A 21,210-nucleotide genomic window follows, 5' to 3' on the forward strand; every position below is an offset into this window, starting at 1 on the left:
GGCCTCCGTTACGACCGGCGCGCAATGTCGATGAGGCGGTGACGCTGCATCAGCTTCGACAGAATGCCCGGCCCCTCGTCAGTGATCGGCACGAAGAAACGCAGCTTCCAACTGATCATCTCGGAGAACAGGCCGACCGACCGCAGCCAGTCACGCATGCCGTCGATGAAGCCGATGAGCTCGACGCGGTACTCGTTCATCACACGCACCCGGCGGAGCGTCATGTCGCCGGCAAGACCGATGAACGAGGATCCGTCGATCAGTGCCGCCCATGCTTGCTCCGGGGCGATCACCATGGTCTGGTCGATCCCGAAGTTGCGGCAAAGGCCGGCCAAACGATCCGGCGCGACGACACGGCCGACGATGCGCTCACCGTCATCCGTCTGCAGGCGCCGCACGCGGCAGAAATCCTGCGGCAGCAGTTTCCAGATCGGCAGGAGCAGTCCGCTGACGATATGCATTACCGATGTCGAGAATTCCGGCACGGCCGCGACTTCGGCCTCCCAGGCAAGGGCGAAGACCTGTTCGTCAGCCCCCTCCCAGGACGTCTCTTCGAGCTGCCGGACTTCGAAGCGCAGCTCGTCCATCGGCCGGATCAGTGAGACGCGCGCCTGAACAGAACCGTCGTCCAGCATGATCGAGCGGGTCGGCACCATCACCGCTGGCCGGCCCGACTTGCCGTTGATCATCAGCTTGGCGCGTGGATCCTGCCTGAAGAGAGTCAGCACATCATGAAGCAGCATCGGCGCATTGCGATCCCTCCGCTCGATCGTCAGCAGGTGCGACTGCGCGCCGGTGACCGGATGTGTATAGATCAGCCGGCGCTCAGTGACCGTCATGCTGTCGGCGGCGATCGTCTCCAGGCCCTTGTCGTAGATCCCGGCGGCGATCGCCCCTTCGATGCACGCGGCTAGCAACTGCTCGAAGGCCTCGAACAGCACGTTCTGCATCGCGATGGTCAGCGCCAGCATGCGATTGAGGAATGTCTGGATGGGCGGCAACTCATTCTTCAGCCCGCCCTCTTCCGACGTCAGCGACAGGCCGGTGATGCTCTCGAACCTGTCAAGCGAGCAGCCTTCAATCCTGCCGGCCTGCAGCAACCCATAGAACTGCCGCAGCGCGTCGCGGGCATATTGGGATTCGAGATTGTCTTCGCTGCGGAACATCCCCTGCCCGCCGGTTTGGCGCTGGCCCCGGGTGATGGCGCCAAGCGTGTCGAGACGCCGGGCAATGGTCGACAGAAAGCGCCGCTCTGCCTTGACGTTGGTGGCGATCATCCGGAAGCGCGGCGGCTGTTTCTGATTGGTGCGATGGCTGCGCCCGAGACCCTGGATCGCCACGTCGGCGCGCCATCCCGCTTCGAGAAGATTGTGAAGACGCAGGCGCTTGTTCTTGGCGGCAAGATCCGCATGGTAGGATCTACCGGTCCCGCCGGCGTCGCTGAAGACAAGAATGCCTTTCTCGTCATCCATGAAGGCGCGAGCCTCGTCGAGATTGGCGCTGCCCGGCCGGTTCTGCACGGCATAGCGGCCAATAGAGCTGCTGTCCTCGCGGCGGACGATGCGGCGGGAGCGACCGGTGATCTCGGCGACCTGGCTCGTTCCGAAGTGCTGGACGATCTGATCAAGAGCGGTCGGGATCGCCGGCAGGCTGCCCAACGTTTCGACGAGCTCGTCCCGGCGCCGTTCTGCCTCGCGGCAGATCACAGGGTTGCCGTCGGCGTCGTGCACGGGCCGGGAGCTGAGATTGCCGTCAGCGTCGGAAAATTCCTCGAAGAGCTGCACGGGGAAGGAGTGCATCAGGTAGTCGATGACATATTCCCGCGGCGTCACGTCGACCTGCAGATCGCCCCATTCCTCGGTCGGGATCTGTGCCAGCCGGCGCTCGGTCAGCGCTGCCCCGGTTGAAACGAGCTGGACGATGGCCGCATGTCCGTCCTCCAGGTCTGCTGCAGTCGTTCTGAGAAGAGCCGGCGTCTTCATCGAGGTCAGGAGATGATTGAAGAAGCGCTGCTTGGAGCTTTCGAAGGCTGAACGCGCAGCAGCCTTGGCATTTTTGTTCAGCGTGACGGATTTGCCGGCCGCGCTGGTCGCACCAGTGATGCCCGAGGCCTCCATGGCAGCGTCCAGATGGTTGTGGATCACCTGGAACGCCTCAGCATAGGAATCGTAGATGCGCACCTGTTCCTCGGTGAGCTCGTGTTCGAGGATTTCGTATTCGACACCCTCGAAGGAGAGTGAACGCGACGCATAGAGACCCATCGCCTTGAGGTCACGGGCCAGCACCTCCATGGCGGCGACTCCCCCGTCTTCAATCGCGGCAATGAACTCGGAGCGCGTCGGGAAGGGGAAGTCGCTGCTGCCCCAGAGACCGAGCCGTTCGGCATAGGCGAGCGATTCGACTTCCGATGCGCCGGTCGCCGAGACATAGACGACGCGGGCGCTCGGCAGGGCGCGCTGCAGGCGAAGACCCGCCCTGCCCTGTTGCGATGCCGCCTTGTCGCCGCGCTCGGTCTTGCCGCCGGCGGCATTGGCCATGGCATGGCCTTCGTCGAAGACGATAACACCATCGAAGTCGGCGCCGAGCCTGTCGACGATCTGCTGCACGCGCGATCGCCGGCCCTCGCGTTCATCGGTGCGCAACGTCGCAAAAGTCGTGAACAGGATGCCTTCCTCCAGCTTGACCGGCTTGCCCTGCCGGAAGCGGGACAGCGGCGTCACCAAGAGCTTTTCCTGCCCGAGCGCGCTCCAGTCGCGCTGCGCGTCCTCGATCAGCTTGTCTGACTTGGAAATCCAGACGTGGCGACGGCGGCCCTTCAGCCAGTTGTCGAGAATGATGCCCGCGACCTGGCGGCCTTTTCCCGCGCCCGTGCCATCACCGAGAAACCATCCCCGGCGAAAACGAACGGCATGCTCCGTGTCGGGTGCGACGGCCTTCAGATTGTCGAAGGAGGCGTCGACGATCCAATGGCCGGCGAGATAGCCGGAATGAGCTTCGCCGGCATAGATGACGCTCTCGAGCTGGGCATCGGAAAGATCGCCGCTGGAGACGATCCGCTTCGGCAGTTGCGGGCGATAGCTTGGCTTCGGGGGCGCGACCGAGGCCATGGCCACGGATTCGACCAGCCTGTCGGGGTGAGGCTGGGTGCCGCGGATGTGGATCGCCTGCAGCCGATAGGGCTCGTAGATGCCATCGGCTGCGCCCGCCTCGTCCTTCGCCACAGCATCCCGCAATTCGTAGTTGAGCTCGATAATCTCGTCATCGACAGGCAACGAGCGGACCGTCGGAATGTGAGAAACCTGACCGGCGGCGGCTGGGCGATGCAGGGGAGCCGTGACGGCCGGCGAACGCATAGTTCCTGCGCCCTTTCGAACTGCAACCGTTCGAAGGGTGCTAGCGACGTTCGTCTCCATCGACGGCAAGCGCGGTGAAAGCCCTTCAATCCAGGCAAGCAACGTTTCCAGATCGGAGGCGACGCCCTTCGAGGCGACAAGCCTCTTCGGGTCGTCTGCCGGAACTTTGTCGATGACGGTAAGGCGCGTTTCGGTCGTCGTGCCATGGCGGGCATAGATGCTGCCGTCGATCGCCGCGGTGAACAGGACCGTGCCATGCCCCTGCAGCCGGACGAAGTCGTCGCGCCACGCAGGATTGTCGGGGGTGAGGCTTGAACCGGTGATCGCAACAAGCCGGCCACCGGGCGCAAGACGCGCGAAGGCTGAGGTCAGATGCCGCCAGGCGGCGTCAGCGACGCGGCCTTCGACATGAATAACCGCAGAGAATGGCGGATTCATCAACACGACGGTCGGCCGGACAGCATCATCGAGATAGTCGTCGATATGGGCGGCATCGTGCTGCGAGACCGAGACACCGGCGAAGAGCTGTTCGAGCAATGAGCGGCGCACGACCGCATACTCGTTGAGCGCCAGACGCGCGTCTGCGAGCTCGGCGAAGATCGCCAGCAGGCCGGTTCCGGCAGACGGCTCGAGAACGATATCGTCGGCCATGATGCCCGCGGCGCGGGACGCCACATACGCGAGTGGCATCGGCGTCGAGAGTTGCTGCAGCGCCTGGCTCTCCTCGGAGCGTCGGCTATGGGTCGGCACGAGCCTTGCCACCTTCGTCAGCATCGTAAGCGCCGACTGCGGCGCATGGACGCGCGCGATGATCGCCGCGCCGAACTTGCGGAGAAACAGGACCTGAGCGACCTCGGTCGCCTCGTAGGCGTCTTTCCAGAGCCAGAGGCCCTCGGCGTCGCTGCCGCGGAGGGCCTCGATCATGATCTGTCGCAGGTCGCCTGTGGTGACGACTTTACCTTGCTCCAGAAGCGACGTGATTCGACCGGCAGCACCTATAAGTGCGTCAGCGCGGGTTTTGGTCTCAAGACGCGGAGAGGTGGAAACGGTGTGAGGATGCGAGATGATATTCATCGGTCGAGGCTCCGAATGAGAGGGGAATGGGTCTGACCAAGTGCTCTCTTCCGAATTTCGGGAGGAGGAGAACTTGCGGCGTGAGGGTGTGGGAAATGATCGCAGATTGAAGGATGCCGGCGATCGTCAGCGTCTAGGTGGTCGGACCTACGATGAAGCCAGCGGGATCTTTTGGGTCCGGCGGCAGATAGGCGTCGTAGGGATTGCCGTCGGCGAGATGGCCGAATGGCGTGAAGACGTATTCGCCGTCACTGCGGCCGACGGCGCAGAGCACGTAACGCGGCTCGCGTGTCGCGGCATCAAGGCATTCCATGAGAGCAAGATTGCCATCGGACGCGGCGCGCAGCAGCGTGTCGAAGTTTGTACGGGCATGATTGGGGATAGCCATTGGGGTGCTCCAGACAAAATGAGGCCCGGCACTTGACCGGGCTCTGGGATGACGACGATCGGGTTCGCAGACGCGGCCGGGTCTGAGCCAGGCGCGCATGAACATGTCAGGCGGCGCTTTCGAGCAGCTTCTTTGCTTTGCCTTCGAGCTCCAGGCGCGTGTCCTGATTGGTCTTGGTGCGGGCGAGCGCCGTAATGCCCTGGACGAAATCGAAGATCGATTCCGGCGGCCGCCCCTCCTCCGACAGCACCATGTCGATCACCTTGCCGGTCTCGCCTTTCGAAAATCCACGCCGGCGCAGGAAGGTTTCGCGATCGTCATCCTTTCGCGCGACGATCCGCTCCCGTGCCGCTTTGATGCCGGCAATGAATGGCGCAGGCGACGAATTGGCAAAGCTGGTCAGCGCGGGCGCTGCCTCATGCGCGAACCGCTGGGCGGCAAATTTCGAGTGGCGGATGGTGATCTCCTCGAAATTCTCCGTGCCCCAGAGGTTTCGATTGGCGCAGACCGCTCGCAGATAGAAGGAGGCGATGCCGAGCGTTTTCGAGCCGACCTCGGAATTCCAGGCATAGAAGCCGCGAAAGTAGAGATCTGGCTCGCCATTCGGCAACCGGCCGGCCTCGATCGGATGGGTGTCGTCGACCAGGAACAGGAAAACGTCCCGGTCGCTGGCATAAAGCGTCGTGGTGTCCTTGGTGATATCGACGAAGGGATTGTGGGTCATGGTCGCCCAATCGAGCACCCCCGGCACTTTCCACATCGTGTCGCCGGTCCCATTGCCCGCAATCTTCATCACTGCCGAGACCAGTTCGTGGTCCCAGATGCGGCCATATTCCGGTCCGGTGACGGCCCGCAGTTCAACCCGACCATCGTCCAATTCTAACGTCTTGACCAATTCGGCGCGGTGATTGAGCAGGCCATGCTGCAGGTTGATGGCAGCGAGTGGCGCCGGTAACTGGCGCATATAGGTGGCGGGTGCGCCCACGAGGCTGCAGAGCTGACCGTAACTCCAATGGGTCGGTGCAATCGGCTGGCGCTGACCAGGGACGAGGAGTTCGAGCCGTTCGGCGTTGTCGCGTGTCGCCTCGACGCGGATCGCGGCGCTTTCGAGGGTTCGTGCATGCGCGCGGTCGGCGCGGGATCGAACGGTATCGTGGAGTTCGGTCAGCGACAGGAACCGCTCGTCGTCGGGGCGCGAGAACCATTCCGACGAGACACGTCCGATGCGTTCACCGCGGGAGATATCGACCTTGAAGCCGGAGGAAGCGGGCTGGTTAGTGGAAGCAAGGGAGTTCATTTGGATTGTCTCCATAAGACGAAACCCAGGCGCGGTGGCCGGGCGAGGTTGAGGGATGTCTGGGGAAGAAGAAGGATTAATCGGAGGTCAGTCGACGATGCGCCGAGCGGATCGCCGAGAGCGCGGCCTGGAATTCGGCGCTTCCCACCACGTCGGAAAAATCCATCGTGGTGGCGATGGACAGGCATGCGGCGTGGACCTCGTCGTCGGTCACGGCCTCCCGCCCTACAGCTTTGAAACTCGGATCGACTTCGAGCACCGCCGTGATTGCGTCGCGCACACCATCCTCTTGAAGCCTGACCAGGACGTGGGACGGCTTTGGCGGGTCGACCGGCTCTTCAGGATCCGGGTCTCCGGCGAGAATGGCTTCTCCTCTGGCAATCGCCCAGGCAGATCGCGCGAGCCAATCGAGCGACGGTGGCCGGGCCGCACGGACGTCATCGAACAGGATCTTCAATAGTCCGAGCAGGATCTCGAAATGACGCGCCCGGCGCTGGACAGGCTCTTCGAATTGCTGCGGGACCTGGATGGGCGGACCCGCATAGGCCGCATGTGCGCCGTTCCAGATGCCGGTGATATGAATTGGTCCCGAGGAATCGAAATCCTTCTCGGCGATATCCCAACTGTCATCCTCGATAGCAGCACGGCACGCCGCGTCCAGTGTGTCAGCCGCGTAAGTGCGATGCCGGAAGACCGGCAGGTGGTAGGTGGTCTCAATCGTGAAGTCGGGCATTGGTGCCTCCTGAAACGGAAAAACCCGGCACGGGGGCCGGGCTGGTTGCAAAGAAGACCCGACCGCAAAGGCGATCGGGTCAGCGGATGCGATGCTTATGAATCTATTCGGCGGCGGCGAGGTGCCCGCCGTCAATCTCATTCTCCGTATCGCCGGCGTTATCGTTCGATGTTCCTGGCTCATCGAGCAGGAAGGCCGGCAGGTCTGAAGCTTCGAATACAGGCTCAACCACCTCGGGCTGGACGGCACTATCTGCGACAGCGTCGCTTTCGATCGTGCCTTCCCCGATCGTCATGCGAAGCGGTTCCGGTAACCAGCCGCAACCTGTCATCAGTCGTTCGGCCTCGCGGGCCATATCGGTCTTCTTGAGATGGCCGATCAGCTCCGCCGCCTGGTCACCCTTGGCTTCTCGGACCGCCTGCAGGATGCGGGCCTTGGTGACGCGACCGAGATAGTTGTCGGCTGTCGGTGTCCAGCCGGCCCCCACCATGTCGAAACCAATCGAGCGGGCCAGCTGGTCAGCATGGGCGATCGCCCGGGTCCGCTTGTTCCAGGGTTCGATGACCGCGTTGACCGACAGCGAAGCGCAATGGCCAAACAGAGCCTGCCGGCTGACCTCGTCGAGCTTGATCAGGAACTCCCAGAGATCATTCGGATCCTTGGGAAGATCCTGGCCCCAGCCTTCATGCCGCTGCTCAATCTCCTTCGCCCATACCGTATTGCCGAGGCCGGGAGTCTGGCTGAAGCGGGCGCTTTGCAGCGTTACCTCCACGCATGAATCCGAGCCGTAGACGTAGAAGATCTTCAGGACGAACGCGTGCAGAACCGCGATGAAGGCGATGACCGGATTGTTCGCCAGCGCATTGCGCAAAGCAACCGTGCGCGCCGCTGTCAGATCGAGAACCAAGCGGTCGGGAAGCGGCTTGAGCGTTTCGTCCTCGTCGTCCGCCTGAACGCCGTCGCCGCTGGGAGACGACGGGTCGCTACCATGATCTGTGATATCGCCGCCGACATCTTCGGTTGAACTTCCCACGGCCTGTGGTTCGTCTACCGGCCGAACGAAACCGCGCTCGATCTTGAGCTCACCACCGGCGCCGAGCGAAACGAAGACACCGCCGCGGGCGACCTCCTGCGGGTCGAACACGTAAGGGCGGTCGTTGAGCCGGTCGAGCTCGGCACCAAGCTCCTCTAGTTTCTGTTCGGTCGCTTCCGAGTACTCGTCCGCCTCCGCATACTCTGCGTCCAGCTTGTCGTATTCCGCACGGGTTGCGTCAAAGCGGGCCAGTTCGTCTTCCGTCATTTCGGCCTGCTCGCCGTAGAAGCGGCGCAGACCGGACGTGTGGCCGTAGGGAAAATCGAAGGCGGCTTCGACCCATTTCCAGCCTTCGTTCACCCGGATCGCCTCGGCGTCAGCCTTGAGCTTATCCATTACGAGCTGCTCCAGGAGCGCCGGATCCTGCAGCCAACCGCCCTGATCTTGGTCGAACAGATCGCGCATGGTCACACCGCCGGCGGCCTCGTAAGATTCAGTGCCGACGTAGACGGCGCGGCGGTCGCTGGCACGGATTGCGGTTTCGGTCAGCAGCCTGCGAATGTAATACGGCTCGCGGCTATGCGAGCGCGAGATCGTGTCCCAGACCTGCTCCTGGCGAACGTGATCGTTCGCAATTGAGAAAGCCATGATTTGCTCCAGCGTCATCTCGTCATCGGCATAGAGATCGAGAAGCCGCGTCGAGACGGAAGCCAGCCGTAGGCGCTGCTTGACGGTGGCTACCGAGACGAAGAAGCGCGACGCAATCTCCTCCTCCCCGAGGCCCTGCTCGCGCAGGGTCTGAAAGGCGCGGAACTGATCGAGCGGATGTAGGCTGACGCGTTGGACGTTTTCGGCGAGCGAGTCCTCTACCTCGAGCGTTTCGCCCTTACTGACGATGCACGGGACACCCGCAGTCTTTGCCAGACGCTTCTGCACGACAAGGCGTTCAAGGGCGCGATAGCGACGACCGCCGGCAGGAATACGATAGATTCCGGTCTCGTTGCCGTCGCCGTCGAGTTCGGGACGGACGTTGAGGCTGGTGAGCAGCCCGCGATGAGCGATGTCTTCCGCCAGATCCTCGATCGAGACGCCCACCTTGATCTTGCGGACGTTCTGCTGGCTGAGCACCAGCTTGTTGAAGGGAATATCCCGAGCTGCACTGAGGGTGATTTTCTCCATAGCCTGAGCCATGTCAATTTCTCCATGACGGACCGGGCGGAGCCTCTCTCCAACCCTCTCAATCCGTCACAGCTTTCACCTCCCTCCTCTCCCTCTACCCCCTTCTCCATGCCCCACCGTCCCTTCCACCGGCGAAGCTTCTCGTTCGGCCAAGATCCGGCAATATTGCGTGGATGGAAGCCTTTCGGGTGAAGGCTGCCGCGGGCGGCAACCACAGAAGTGCCAAACGCCATTTCAATACCAGTCACTCGGTCTCAATGGCCTGCTGGAAATCGATCGTATTCCCGGCTTACCGGACGCCGGAACGCGACGCGTCGATAACGGAGTCCCTCGATTATTTTTCAACAGCGTCTGCAGCCAGCCCTTGGTCGACTAGAGGTAGGCTCTTGCAAAGAAAATGACGGTGGTCAGGAGGGCAACCACGACGGTGATAGCCCGGACAATCGGCGCCGGCAGCCTGCGCCCGAGATGGGCTCCGCTCCAGCCACCCGCAAAGGCACCCGCAATCATCGGCAGGCATTGTTGCCAGGCGATTGCGCCGGCCAGCACAAAGACGATCACAGCCACCGCATTTGCGGCGGTCACCATGACCATGCGGGTCGGATTGAGACTTTTGATATCACCGCCGCCAAGCAGGCTCCACGCGGCGAGCATCATCAGTCCCACCGCTCCGCCGAAATAGCCGCCATAGATGCCAAGCAGTAATTGGATCGGCAAGACAAGCGCGGTCTGCGAGCGTTTTGCCCGTTGCAGCCGAATGCCGAGCTTGGGTCCGAGAATGAGCATGGACGTGGCGATGAGCAAGAGCCATGGCAGCATGACGTCGAATGTCGTCGTGGGCGTTAAAAGCAAAAGGATACTGCCGGTGACACCGCCTGTGATGGTGGCAACTGCAATCGGCTTGACCCCGACACCGCATACATCTCTTACGCCCTCACGATAGACCCAGGAGCTTGCCAAGCCTCCCGGAAAGAGAGCGAAGGTGCTGGTCGCGTTTGCGATCACGGACGGGACGCCAACGGAGATCAGGGCGGGCAACGACACGAACGAACCGCCACCGGCCAGCGCGTTCATACTGCCGGCGAGGAAGCCAGCCACGAAAAGCAGCAAAAGATCGAACATGGTCGGAAAAAACCCCGGGCGATGCGACCATCCGCCTTCGTCTTCGAGGCAAAGGCGACGATCCTATGGATCACCTTCTAACCAGATCGCTGCCGCGCCCGCAAGAACAGTCCATGCACGGATGAATGCGACGCTTCGCAACAGGAGACGTCGGGGAGCTTGCCTGAGATGCGCCGACCAACCTCACTCAAATGGCAAAAAAACCGCTTTCGCCCAGCGCCTTCTTCATTCGGTATCGAACCGGCACAACATCGTCTGAAGTGCCCGATTTTCGTCACGGAGCTTGGCCATCAGGAGACGTTTCAGGCGGCGGTTTTCTGCGTCGAGTGCGTTGAGGTCATCCATGTGGTTGTCTGGTGGTAGGCCCGCCCGGCGATCGTTGACGGGGGTCATCGCCGGGATCGATGCAGGCTCAGTCTGCACCGAGGCAACGACGGTCCGCCTCGACGCAGCGGGAGTGCGCACATGCCGCGGCGTCGGCGGCACGGACTTCTCGGTTGCCGCAGCCTCTGATGAAAGCTCCTGCTTCGCCGCGCCAATTCCCTCGGGTAGGATGCCAGCAGCAGGTCCCTGGGGATTATGTTCGGGTATGGCAAGGAGATCCGGCGACGGGACGGGGGTTTCAGCCGGTTTTGGGTCGTTGACTGTCGGCCTCGCAACCGAATGTCCGGTATCAGGCAAAATCCCGTCGGCCTCGACCTGTCGGGCCACAGCCTGCAGATCAAGGCTGCCCCAAATGGAAGAAGGTCGCGTCTGGGTTTGCCGCCTGTTCGCCTTGTATTCGACCACGAAGGGCCGTTGTGGTATTTTCATAATTCGTCAATTTCATCGACAGCGGCGGCCAGTAAATCCTGTCCCGCGCAGCGTCATCGTCAAAACCAAGTTGATCAGGTGATCCCGAGCCGCTTGCGCAGTTCGGCGTTTTCGGTGCGGAGTTTTTCGCCAAGCAGTTTGCGCAGTCGGCGATTCTCTTCCTCGAGCTGAATGAATTCGGCAAACTCGTCGTCAACAGCAACTGGGCTGGACGACGTCCCAGACGTTGGTGCGGCGACGGCTTTCTTCCATGTATAATAGGTTTGGTCGGAGATCGAGGCCGCACCCACGGCATCTTTCAGGGTTGCCCCGCCGGCGACGGCTACCTCGATCTGCCTGATCTTCTCAAGCTTGTCCGTGTCACTCAAGCCTCGTGCCTTCGGCTTGTCGCTCTTCTGAACGCTGCTGGCAACCTTGCCCGCCGCAGCCTTGTTGGGGCTCGACCGTTTGCCGCGTCCGGTCACTTTCGTCTTCTCGACTTCAGCTTTGGTCTCGGCGCTATCCGGTTGTGTCAGAACGTCGTCTTCGATCATCGTTGATCCTCGCATCGTTGCATGCGTTTTCGGCCAGGCGCGGGAAAGAGTCAACGTCGCCTGGTCCACGGCCTTTTACACCAGCATGAAACACCCGCGGCAGTCACCGTTGACAAAATCGTTGACTACCCCTATCTGTAACATAACAGGAGAAGCTCATCATGCGTAACCCCTTGTGGAATAGCTTCGATATCGTAAGAGATCTAATCGCAAAAGACGATTTCAAAACAGTTGCCGAGAGAGTTGACTTGGCTCTCAATGCCTCAATGGAGACTGTCGCTGACGTCCTGCCCACTGCGGCGGCTCCGGTGTTACGCCAAGGTGTCGAAGCAGCAACAGGAGCGCTCAGCACGTTGCGAAGCAAGATCCGGGCTGATCGTTTGTCCCCGGATTACGCTGCCGGGCGGCTGGCAGCGGCCTTGGATATCATGGGGTATGCAGCGTCAGCCACAGCTGACGAGGACGCGATCAAGAAGGCAAAGCAGCAGCCGTTCGCGCGCATTCTTGATATGCTGGCCGTAAAATCTCTACGCAACACCGAGATCGCCGCAGCACTTGGCCAGGACAAAGGATATATTTCGCGTCTGCTGGACGAACTGCGGGCGATGGAGATGGTCACCAGCCATCGACACGGACGGAACCTTTACAACGCTCTGACGCCTGTCGGCCGGCTGGTTGTCGATGAAGGTGTCGAGGCTGCGCGCCGCGCGCCATTGGCCCAGAGCAAGATTGTCAATCTCGGATTCAGCCTCGACAACCGGCCCACCCCGCCCGATGTGCGCACGGCTGAGGTTCCCAGAATAAGTGCGACAGGTTAGCCATGGCAAAGTCACAGGTTACGACCTTCTACTCTTACAAGGGCGGAAGTGGGCGCAGCATGACGCTGGCAAACGTCGCCTGGGCACTGGCTTCGAACGATGAAAGAGTGCTTGCGATCGATTGGGATCTGGAAGCACCAGGGTTGCACCGCTATTTTCATCCGTTCCTAAGCGACCCGGATCAGGGCGAAAGCAATGGCCTGATCGACCGCGTTTGGGACTATCTCGAGCAACTCAACGCGCAGCCGGATCGCAAGGACAGATTCAAGCTCGGCGACTGCAGCGACATCGTCCAGCCTCTTGATCTGCCATTGAAGGGATCAGGTTGTCTGGACTTTATCGGCGCCGGTCGCCAGGACGAGCATTATAGCCACAAGGTTGGCGGTCTCGACTGGAACGGTTTCTATCAACGTTTCGACGGTGAGCCGTTTATCAATGCCATTCTGAAGTGGGCTCGAAACCGCTACACCCATGTTCTAATCGACAGTCGAACGGGTGTTGCCGATACCGCCGGTATTTGCACCTCACAGCTCCCCGACGCTCTCGTCCTTTGCCTTGTCTACAACCGTCAAAGTATCGAGGGGACGGCTGCGATCGCGCGTTCGATCAAGGAGGCGCGCAAAAGTCAGAAGAAACCGGCGCTTAAAATGGAGTTTGTACCCAGCCGGGTCGAGGAACGTTCGACTGTCGAGGCGGCGCGACGTCACACCGCGCAGCGGTTCATCGACCTTATCGAGGGCGGACCGCGCAAGGTCGAGCAAAGTCTCCGGCGGGCGGAAGTGCGCAATTATCCGTGGTGCGCTTTCGAAGAGAAGCTTGCTGTCTTTGAAGAGTACCCAGATGAAAGAGGGTCTCTCCTAGATGCCATGCACGACCTGGCCCGCCGGATTACCGGCTCTACTAAAATAGGCATTCGGCCAGTCGATGCAGACGTTCTATCATCATACTGGCGCCGCGCCGCATTCGACGATCCCCGGCTGTTTGACCTGCGAGCCATCAGCGACCAACCGACTTTGGACGCCTGGAGCCAGGTCCAGTTCTGGTTGGACAATGCGGTCGCAGACGATGGTGAAAGGCCCGAATGGCTGATGTCGCTTGCCGAAGCCGCATTGAGTTTCGTCCTGCGGCGCGACAACCGGCTTTCGTTCCGAACCGGAGCAACCTTCGCCGAAACAGCGGAACAACTTGCCCGCCGCGCCTACAACGAGGAACCAACCACGTATGCGACGCGATATGCACTGATCCTTGACGATATCGCCGGCTTGCTGCAGCGCAATGGCGAGTTCGAGAAAGCCCTCGGCTTGAGCCGCAATGCTGAGCGCCTGTGGCGGGCAGAAAAATCGCCGATCGCAAAATGGCGTCACGCGCGACTGCTCGACCGTCAGGCCGCAATTCTCGACACTTTGGGCCGCGCCGACGAGGTCATCGAGACGTACAAGGAGATAGCCGAGATCTATCGCGCAATTGGGAGACGCGCTCTACCCGTTGGCAACGAGATCGAACCGGCGAGAACCCAGCGTCTGCTGGCCAGCAAGCTTCTCGAAAGAGGTGACGGAAGTGGCGCCGAGCGCGCGATCGTCGCAGCGGTCAAACTTCTTTCGCAAACCTCCACCGCCCGCGACAGGGATCTCGGCGAGATCATAGAGATCCTTATCACGCGCCTCAAGGTCGCGATGGAGATCGGGGATGAGCGTTTTGAAAAAGTTTCAGGTCAGGTATTACTGCACGCCGACCGACTTCTGCCGGCAGATGGCGGACGGGACCGCGTCCAGGATGAGCTGTTCCTGTGCCAGTCGGAATTGTATCGGCGTCGCGGCCAATTCGACGAAGCGCTTTTCCGTATTAAAAGCACCTCAGCCGATTTCCAGTCGCTCCCGAGAGTGGCGCTCCAAGAAGCAGAGATCCTTCTCGATGCCGGCCGGGAACACGAGGCAATGGAGACACTGCTGTCGAATATCCGCAGCGGCGCACCGCTGACGGAGCAAGCGCTCGGTCTTTTTCAACGGGCGATCGCAAGCTCGGAGCATGGCGATCTGTATTTCAATGAACTGTTGTCAACGCTGACCAGGAGTGATGAACAAGGCGCCTCAACCTTCGTTCCGGCCATGCGAGCGCTGACCGACAAGATGCGACATGACGGAACGGACTTCTCGCAACTTGTCCCCCTGCTGCAAACCTTCATCCGCAAGCCGATCTGACGTCATGAAACCGGGACAACTATTCGCGGAATTGTGGCAAATCGTCGAACCCTATGAGGCTGAGGCGACGCTTGCCCCATGGTCCGGACGGCACGCAGCTGAATTCGGGCGGCTCGTCGAGCTCTTGGAGGGAGCGTCAACTGCAGACGTTCCAGCATGGTAACCGACTATCTTGGCCGCCGGTTGGTGGCGTTCAGCTGTGAGGTCGACACGCCCCATGAACGTGCCTTTGTGGTGATGTGCGCCCTCGACCAGGTAGCGATGCGCATCCATCCCTCTATCAAGACGCGGCTCCCTGGCCGCTCATCGGCAGGTGGACAGATGTTGGCGGCGATGCGGGCGGAGCGGACGATGACAGGCGCCTATGCCGAGTTGTCTGGCAAAGGCTTCGTCCTTCCCAAAGGCCTGTTGATGCCGGGCAAGGAGCGGACAAAGGGATTAGAACAAAGTGGGGTTGCGCTCGCTCATCAGTTTTCCTTTCTGAGCTTCGTTCCTGACCTGCAGAAAAGTTTCAAATTGCGGCCGATGGCGCCGCCGCCAAGTCAAATCTATGTTTCGCACGACGCGGCTCAAAAAGTGGGCCTTGCGCCAATTGCCGAGGATCGTGACGACTTCGAATTTTCGGTGTCGGACCGACGCCATAAAGCGTTTCTGGACACGGTGCCGCGTTCGTCGATTACGGACGTCAGGATCGAAAACGAAGTCTCGGCTCTGTTGGATAAGGGAGCGGGCCTCGTTGTCTTGCCTGAACTCGTCGCCACCAGCTCAGCGGTTATGGGCCTTGCCGAAACGTTGCGCCGGGCGGCCCGCTTAGGTCACTCGTTGGTACTGACGGGAAGCGGCCCTTCCGAAGAGAGGTCAAAAGGGCTCGACAGGCCGTTCAATGAGGCCGTTGTCATGACGGGTGCCGGCGAAGTCCTGTTTCGTCAACGCAAGCTGAATGCGTTCAACATGGCCGCGCCCCGTATGAAGCAGTGCGCCCTACCCCGCGCAGACGGTCACGACGATGACTCGCACATGGAAGATTGCGCCACCGGAAGCGAATTGGTGCTTTGCGACATCCTCGGACTTGGGCGGGTGATGGTGCTGATTTGCGAAGATCTTGAGCAACAGACGCCGGGCGGAGACGCTGCGCTGCATGCACAACCCGACTGGATCTTGACGCCGGTCCTGGATGTGGGCCTCGTATTCGGTCGGTGGGAATACCGTCGCGCCGTTGAAATTGGTCGCAAGACCGGCTCGCGTGTTGTCGTCAGCTGTTCTGCCACCCTCGAGGTTCGCAGTCTCGGTAAGCAGAACCTCACTGAAACCGGACCGAACGCCGTCCGCACCGGCTTCTGCTTCGATGGATCGGTCGAGATGCGTGCTCTGCACCTTGAAACGGGCGGGCCAGCCTTAGGCCATCATATGCTGGTCGAATGGAACCCGAGAACCTGGAAAAAACACAAGCTGGTCGAGGAAAGCTGAACCCGCGAACGCGACGGCCTCGCTTTGGTAATGTCGTTTTGCATTTAATCGCAAGACTCCGCATCCAATAATTCAACAAGATAGCGCGGCACTTAAATTGAGATCAGGCACTTAATCTGAGATTCGCCGGTTCGATTTGGCACTTAGTGTGAGATTCACCACCTGGAAAAAGATGACCACCGATGGCCAAGCTTCATCGGAAAATGCGAAATATTACAGAACGCTATTTCGGAATCGGAGAGCGTCAAGCGCCGAAAAACCAACTGGCGAATCTCAGATTAAGTGCCATGAGCTGCCGGAACGGGCGCATTCTTACAGTTAAATGCCAAACGACAGCGGCTTGTTCGAAGATCTCAAAAGCCGCTTGAATCCCCGCGTTGGAACGACTGTCCTGAGACGCGCAGTCGCTGCGTATGTCCATTCAAAGCGGTACTATTTCGCGAGCGCCCAGCCAAACGCCATGCGTTATGATTTAGAAGGTGAGTGGTTGAGCCGGTCTCTGCAGCTGACCGAATGCTGGCGCAGGAGCGCTTTATGACCTTGAAGCGGGACAAAGGACCACCCTCGCCTGCTATCGTTGATGACAATGTCGCGGCTATAATACCAAGCAAAAATGGAATACTCCGCGCCGCCCTGCTTTCACGAAAAAGAACTCCCGGTCCGGCACCCCACTAGATTTTTCGCACCGCTGCGCGCGTCGACACGTTTGAAGTTAGGCGCGCCTAACTCGTAGCCACCCATCATGTGTACGCTTCAAGGTCGCCCGTTAGCCTGCCCCAAATCTCGCACCCTGTCTTGGTGCCCTAGCTGGCAATGATCGAGCCATGTTAAAGGATGACCGGCGAGCAGAGGTCGAATCCATGTTGCGCGCGCCACTGACACAGGCAAGTTAGGCGCGCCTAACTTCACACCGCAGAAGTGGGCCTGCCCTCACCTCTTTACGCTGCCCAGGTGCCTCTCCGATCGGTGGCGTCGAACCCCTATTCTGGCGGCGATCGGGAGTTCCAATGATCGTCGCGCATGCACCAATATGTTCAAGGCTCAGATGTCTGCATACGCCTTGTTAGACTCCCACCGAACAACCTCGACACCTCGTGTCTACGCCCATCTTGAAACACCGACCAATTCCGCATTTCTATATCACCGCCCGGATCCGGCTCGACACCGAATGCCCTGCACCCTTGAGGGACAATCACCCCGAGACGAATTTGGCGAGGCCACTCCCGGAACGGCGGGAACACGCATCAAACGGCTTAAAATTGACGCGAGATAAAAGAGGCGCGACTAAAACTCCGGGCAGCAGCTAGGCGCGTCTAACTGCTGCCCCACTGTTCACCTTCAGCTGCGCCATGACCATCGGGCCGAGCGAAAACTCTCCTCGTTCCCAGCGCCCGGTCAAATCGCGCAAGTAGCCACCAGGCGAGGTGATAAAGTTCGCCCTCTCGAGAATACAGGCGATCGCGATTGCCGCATTTTCCGGCCCCATCACATCGCAAGCATCTTGATAAGCCGATGGGCTCACACCCAACATCGATCTGACAACAACGGCAGCCAACATCAGATCACGCCAGCCTCCCACCACACCGCCTTGTCCATAGTCGCAAATCTGCGGGCACGCCTTTAGCACAACGCTCAACGGAAAGGATGTGGTCGCCAGACGCGAGGGCAAATCAACTCCACCAGACCTCGCCCCCTGCTCTTTTTCAGAGCGAGGTTCAAGTTCACGGATGGATTCGGGTTTTGAATTCTGTATGTGGCGCTCATTATGAGCATCATTGGTGCTATTAATTTCGATTTCCTCGTGAATATTCAGACGCCTAAGCACTTCAGCATAAAGCAACTGCATTTCGCTGAGCACGTTACCGACGTCTGCCTGCGACGGTGTGCGGGGGAGGCGAGCTATTAGATTGAGATAAATGTCCTCGATTGCTTGCCAATCGCCCTCCGCGCCTTCCTCGATAGCCGCGCTGATCAGTTTACGAACGTCCCTTCGGCATATTGTTAGTGTCTCCTTTGCCCTTCTGAACGCAACACGGGCAGCCACGACCTCCTGCGCCATCAAAGCAAGTTCATCAGCCCGCGCCAGAAGCGGAGACAGGTCGAAGCCGAAGGCCGTTTCGATATCGCCGTCACGATCCTTCCGCGCAAATCTCTTTCCGTTGGCGCTGTCTTTTCGCACAATCAGACCGGCGTCGACGAGGATTGCGAGATGGCGCCGAAGCGTGGCCCCAGCAATGCCGTGGGCGCGCAGTGTCAGCTGAGCATTCGAAGGAAAGACAATCATCTGTCCGTCCTGGCGCAGTTCATTGGTCGGAAGGAACGTTAGAAGCGCATCCAGGATGGCGACGCTGCGATCCTGAAGGCCAAGCGTTTCCCGGGCCTCAGCAACATCTCGGAACACTTTCCACTTTTCGACAGACTTACCAGGCTTGATCTCGTTCGCAGCCAGTTGCCGCTTCACGAGGGCAAGCGTCATCGACCGCCGCCCAAACGGCGTCGTCACATTTCCCGTATGCATCGTCTTTCACCTTTCAGAAGGCAAAAAAAATGAGCTCACCAAAATGGCGCCGAGACTCTTGACGAAGATTCATGGAAATGCGATTCTCTGTCTTGCTACAGAACAGATAAGGGCTTCCACGACGGCGACGTTGAGGGGGCTCTTTTCTTTTGCGGTTTTGACTCCGTGGCTTGTTGATCCAGCGTGCTATTTCGCTGAGCGGTGCTCGCGATACAGTTTTTCAAGCTTCTCCAGGACGAGCGCGGCAAACTCAGGCGCTTCTTTCCTGTCGATGGCGATTTCCAGTTTCCCGTCCGTGTTCAGCACTCTCGCAAGGCGCTTTCCGTCGTCGGCGGTCCACACGTCAACAGCCGCTCGAGCTGGCCGCGGTTTCAAGTGCGCGACAACAGCCTTGAAGCGTGCCTCAGAGGGGAGGGCCTTAGTTTCCGCCGATTCGAGAAACAGCTTGGCCGAATCGAGCGATCCGTCCTTGGCAAGCAGGTCTGCGAGCTCAACCCAGCTTCGGCGCCCCACACCCGGGGCGGCACCGATTGCATTGATTAGATCCCGGGGGATCCTGACCACGACAGACAGCATGTAAGATAGATCGCTCTTATAGACAGACAGGGCCGACATGATGACGTCCCTGGAAAAGCGCTGCTGCAAATTGTCGGCAAAGAGGGCTTTCTCGATATAAGTGAGATCCTCGCGCTCGTTGTTCTCCTGTCCCTGCGCCACAACGAGTTGCTCATCCGTCAAATCGCGAACGATTGCCTTGACCGGGCGTTTAAGCGCCTGAACGGCGCGAAGCCGACGGTGACCAAACGCCACTTGATAGCGGCCGGCCTGGTCCGGGTGCGGGCGGACAAGAATAGGCACCTGCTGGCCTTGCTCCTTAATCGAACTAATCAGCCCGTCGATATCGCCGGGCATGCGGTCTTGCACAAAGGAAGGCTCGACCTCGCCGGGGTCGATCTCGATCACAGTCTGGCCCTCTGCAAGTCGCCGCTCGATCTCATCTGCACGGGCCTGACGGGCCTTCTCCTCACGGATCGTGGACCCGACCTGCTTGACAAGCTTGTTGTCCGCCGAGGATTCGTCAGACTGCACAGACGTTGAAAGCAGCGGGCGGCCCTGTGTCTTTGCCGGACGCGCAGCATCGACCTGTACGAGGTTTAGAAGGTTCTTCCGGCTCATGCGGCTCTCCCCCAGGATTTCTTGATCAGGGTTTCGATTTCCTCATTGACGTTGTTCATCGCCTCGAGGGCACGGTCGTATGTGCTGCGCGTAAACTGACCTCTCTCGACCTCGTAAAGGGTCTGGTTGGTCAGTCCGGCATCAGAAACGGCCGTCGTCTTGAGCATTGGGAAATTTAAGACGTGGGAACCAAAGATCGACCGCAAATAGCCCACCATCTGGTTCTGCGGCCCATCGGCAGGCTCAAAGCGCGTAATCAGGTAGCGCATCCACGAAAAGTCGACGTTTCCCCCCGCTGTGGCCACCTCCCGAAGGAGCTCAGCCACCATCGCCAGGAACTGGTTCATCGACATAACGTCCAGCATCTGGGGATGAACCGTCACTATCACCGACGTCGCCGCGGTGAGGGCGGACAGCGTGAGATAGCCAAGCTGCGGCGGGCAGTCGATGACAACCACATCGTAGTTGCTTTCAACCTCGTCCAAAACCTGGCGAACCCGGTCGAAGAACATCACATCGCCTACTTGGCGCTTCATCAGCGCGCGCGGGGTATCGTGCTCAAATTCCATAAGCTCCAGATTTCCCGGGATCAGGTGGAGATCGGGAATGTATGTCGAACGGATGATCTCCTGGACGGGCCGGCGCTCGTCATCATATCGGATCGCGCCGTACATGGTTTCGTTGGAACCGACATCCAGTTCGGGCTGGTTGCCGAAGAGCGCCGACAGGCTCGCCTGCGGATCCAGATCGAGAGCAAGAACCCGGTACCCCCGCAATCCCAGATACTGCGCCAGGTGCGCCGCCGTTGTGGTTTTGCCGGAGCCACCCTTGAAGTTCATGACTGATATAACTTGTAGCGCTTCGCCATCGCGTCGGTGCGGAAGATACCGCCTGTCAGCGCGGCCGACACGATCGAGATGCCTGCGGATCTTGTCGATGTCTTCGACCGAATACGAACGGCGGCCGCCCGCCGTCGTGCTCACCTCAAGATCTTCGATATCGTTCGATACCTGACGAAGGTAGACCTCCTTGACACCCACGAGCTTGGCAGCTTCTGATGGCTGGAAATGCCGAATCCCTTTCTCGGCAACCGGTGGGAAAGTGCTCAGGTGATGAGCTTGAAGCTGCGCTGCAAGCGCAGAGGAGTGCCGTTCGATGAGTTCGACCAACGTCTCCTGTGCCGCCAATTTTTTCTCAGCCGTTCGCTTCATTTTTCAGCCCGATATTTCACAACAGCGCTTTGGGGCGGCCAAAACCGATTTACACCGCTGTTGCAATAAGCCCCGATTCTGGCGTGCGGGCAAGCTATTTATGGTAAACGAATTCTTAACGAACCTGCTGGTCTTAAAGGAAAATCGGCTCTCTTCACCCGCAAATTCCAAGCGAAACAAGCGTTTGACGTATTTAGGCGCACATCCGAAAGTCCTCGCAAAAAGCAGTTGAGAATACAGGCGCATGCCTCGTTTTCCTGCGTCGGAGCTTGCTTTCGGGTGGAGAACCGAGCGACT

General features: G+C 59.9%; 15 protein-coding genes. 4 read left to right on the plus strand and 11 right to left on the minus strand.

Annotated features, from left to right (window positions below):
* Positions 1-8: 8 nt before the first annotated feature.
* The 8 genes from BSK43_RS01375 to BSK43_RS01410 all read right to left on the minus strand — a co-directional run bounded on the left by BSK43_RS01375 (position 9) and on the right by BSK43_RS01410 (position 11,525).
* Positions 9-4,427 carry a bifunctional class I SAM-dependent methyltransferase/DEAD/DEAH box helicase gene (locus BSK43_RS01375; protein WP_136686649.1) on the minus strand — a complete coding sequence of 1,473 codons (4,419 nt, stop codon included), beginning with the start codon at positions 4,425-4,427 and terminating at the stop codon, positions 9-11.
* Positions 4,428-4,560: 133 nt separating this feature from the next.
* Positions 4,561-4,815 (minus strand): DUF6117 family protein, encoded by a 255-nt coding sequence (locus tag BSK43_RS01380; RefSeq protein ID WP_047636042.1) that lies wholly within the window; start codon positions 4,813-4,815, stop codon positions 4,561-4,563.
* Between the two features lie 106 nt (positions 4,816-4,921).
* Positions 4,922-6,112 carry a hypothetical protein gene (locus BSK43_RS01385; protein ID WP_047636043.1) on the minus strand — a complete coding sequence of 397 codons (1,191 nt, stop codon included), beginning with the start codon at positions 6,110-6,112 and terminating at the stop codon, positions 4,922-4,924.
* A 76-nt stretch (positions 6,113-6,188) separates the two neighbouring features.
* A complete protein-coding gene (locus BSK43_RS01390) occupies positions 6,189-6,845 on the minus strand; it encodes a hypothetical protein (RefSeq protein ID WP_047636044.1) in 657 nt (218 codons plus the stop codon).
* Positions 6,846-6,948: 103 nt separating this feature from the next.
* Positions 6,949-9,069, minus strand: coding sequence for a ParB/RepB/Spo0J family partition protein (locus BSK43_RS01395; RefSeq protein WP_047636045.1), 2,121 nt, complete (start codon positions 9,067-9,069; stop codon positions 6,949-6,951).
* Positions 9,070-9,429: 360 nt separating this feature from the next.
* Positions 9,430-10,179 (minus strand): sulfite exporter TauE/SafE family protein, encoded by a 750-nt coding sequence (locus BSK43_RS01400; protein WP_047636046.1) that lies wholly within the window; start codon positions 10,177-10,179, stop codon positions 9,430-9,432.
* A 225-nt stretch (positions 10,180-10,404) separates the two neighbouring features.
* A complete protein-coding gene (locus tag BSK43_RS01405) occupies positions 10,405-10,992 on the minus strand; it encodes a hypothetical protein (protein ID WP_047636047.1) in 588 nt (195 codons plus the stop codon).
* 74 nt (positions 10,993-11,066) lie between these two features.
* On the minus strand, positions 11,067-11,525 hold the full coding sequence (locus tag BSK43_RS01410; protein WP_047636048.1) for a transposase: 459 nt from the start codon (positions 11,523-11,525) through the stop codon (positions 11,067-11,069).
* A gap of 161 nt (positions 11,526-11,686) precedes the next feature.
* Here BSK43_RS01410 and BSK43_RS01415 point away from each other — a divergent pair, with 161 nt between their 5' ends.
* From BSK43_RS01415 to BSK43_RS01425, 3 genes are all read left to right on the plus strand, one after another.
* A complete protein-coding gene (locus BSK43_RS01415) occupies positions 11,687-12,343 on the plus strand; it encodes a helix-turn-helix domain-containing protein (protein WP_047636049.1) in 657 nt (218 codons plus the stop codon).
* A gap of 2 nt (positions 12,344-12,345) precedes the next feature.
* Positions 12,346-14,541, plus strand: coding sequence for a hypothetical protein (locus BSK43_RS01420; protein WP_068391584.1), 2,196 nt, complete (start codon positions 12,346-12,348; stop codon positions 14,539-14,541).
* Between the two features lie 156 nt (positions 14,542-14,697).
* Positions 14,698-16,008, plus strand: a complete 1,311-nt coding sequence (locus BSK43_RS01425) for a hypothetical protein (protein ID WP_077472856.1) — start codon at positions 14,698-14,700, stop codon at positions 16,006-16,008.
* 1,303 nt (positions 16,009-17,311) lie between these two features.
* On the opposite strand, the gene repC is transcribed toward BSK43_RS01425, so the two are convergent.
* The 3 genes from repC to repA all read right to left on the minus strand — a co-directional run bounded on the left by repC (position 17,312) and on the right by repA (position 20,913).
* Positions 17,312-18,526, minus strand: coding sequence for a plasmid replication protein RepC (gene repC / locus BSK43_RS01435; protein WP_047636052.1), 1,215 nt, complete (start codon positions 18,524-18,526; stop codon positions 17,312-17,314).
* Positions 18,527-18,712: 186 nt separating this feature from the next.
* Positions 18,713-19,702 carry a plasmid partitioning protein RepB gene (gene repB, locus BSK43_RS01440; protein WP_047636053.1) on the minus strand — a complete coding sequence of 330 codons (990 nt, stop codon included), beginning with the start codon at positions 19,700-19,702 and terminating at the stop codon, positions 18,713-18,715.
* Positions 19,699-20,913 (minus strand): plasmid partitioning protein RepA, encoded by a 1,215-nt coding sequence (gene repA, locus BSK43_RS01445; RefSeq protein WP_047636054.1) that lies wholly within the window; start codon positions 20,911-20,913, stop codon positions 19,699-19,701. Before repA ends, repB begins: the two co-directional genes overlap by 4 nt.
* Between repA and BSK43_RS34980 the strand changes: the two genes are divergently transcribed.
* Positions 20,858-21,145: a hypothetical protein gene (locus BSK43_RS34980; protein WP_168600371.1), complete on the plus strand. Its 288-nt coding sequence runs from the start codon at positions 20,858-20,860 to the stop codon at positions 21,143-21,145. The genes repA and BSK43_RS34980 overlap by 56 nt on opposite strands.
* Positions 21,146-21,210: the final 65 nt, after the last annotated feature.

The sequence above is a fragment of the Rhizobium sp. P44RR-XXIV genome (assembly GCF_001999485.2).
Taxonomy (GTDB): Bacteria; Pseudomonadota; Alphaproteobacteria; order Rhizobiales; family Rhizobiaceae; genus Rhizobium.

Coding starts and splice junctions, on each gene's coding strand:
- BSK43_RS01405 (WP_047636047.1), bottom strand. CDS start 10,992: ATGAAAATACCACAACGGCCCTTCGTGGTCGAATACAAGGCGAACAGG.
- BSK43_RS01425 (WP_077472856.1), top strand. CDS start 14,698: ATGGTAACCGACTATCTTGGCCGCCGGTTGGTGGCGTTCAGCTGTGAG.
- BSK43_RS01400 (WP_047636046.1), bottom strand. CDS start 10,179: ATGTTCGATCTTTTGCTGCTTTTCGTGGCTGGCTTCCTCGCCGGCAGT.
- repA (WP_047636054.1), bottom strand. CDS start 20,913: ATGAAGCGAACGGCTGAGAAAAAATTGGCGGCACAGGAGACGTTGGTC.
- repC (WP_047636052.1), bottom strand. CDS start 18,526: ATGCATACGGGAAATGTGACGACGCCGTTTGGGCGGCGGTCGATGACG.
- BSK43_RS01385 (WP_047636043.1), bottom strand. CDS start 6,112: ATGAACTCCCTTGCTTCCACTAACCAGCCCGCTTCCTCCGGCTTCAAG.
- repB (WP_047636053.1), bottom strand. CDS start 19,702: ATGAGCCGGAAGAACCTTCTAAACCTCGTACAGGTCGATGCTGCGCGT.
- BSK43_RS34980 (WP_168600371.1), top strand. CDS start 20,858: ATGAGTTCGACCAACGTCTCCTGTGCCGCCAATTTTTTCTCAGCCGTT.
- BSK43_RS01390 (WP_047636044.1), bottom strand. CDS start 6,845: ATGCCCGACTTCACGATTGAGACCACCTACCACCTGCCGGTCTTCCGG.
- BSK43_RS01375 (WP_136686649.1), bottom strand. CDS start 4,427: ATGAATATCATCTCGCATCCTCACACCGTTTCCACCTCTCCGCGTCTT.
- BSK43_RS01380 (WP_047636042.1), bottom strand. CDS start 4,815: ATGGCTATCCCCAATCATGCCCGTACAAACTTCGACACGCTGCTGCGC.
- BSK43_RS01415 (WP_047636049.1), top strand. CDS start 11,687: ATGCGTAACCCCTTGTGGAATAGCTTCGATATCGTAAGAGATCTAATC.
- BSK43_RS01410 (WP_047636048.1), bottom strand. CDS start 11,525: ATGATCGAAGACGACGTTCTGACACAACCGGATAGCGCCGAGACCAAA.
- BSK43_RS01395 (WP_047636045.1), bottom strand. CDS start 9,069: ATGGCTCAGGCTATGGAGAAAATCACCCTCAGTGCAGCTCGGGATATT.
- BSK43_RS01420 (WP_068391584.1), top strand. CDS start 12,346: ATGGCAAAGTCACAGGTTACGACCTTCTACTCTTACAAGGGCGGAAGT.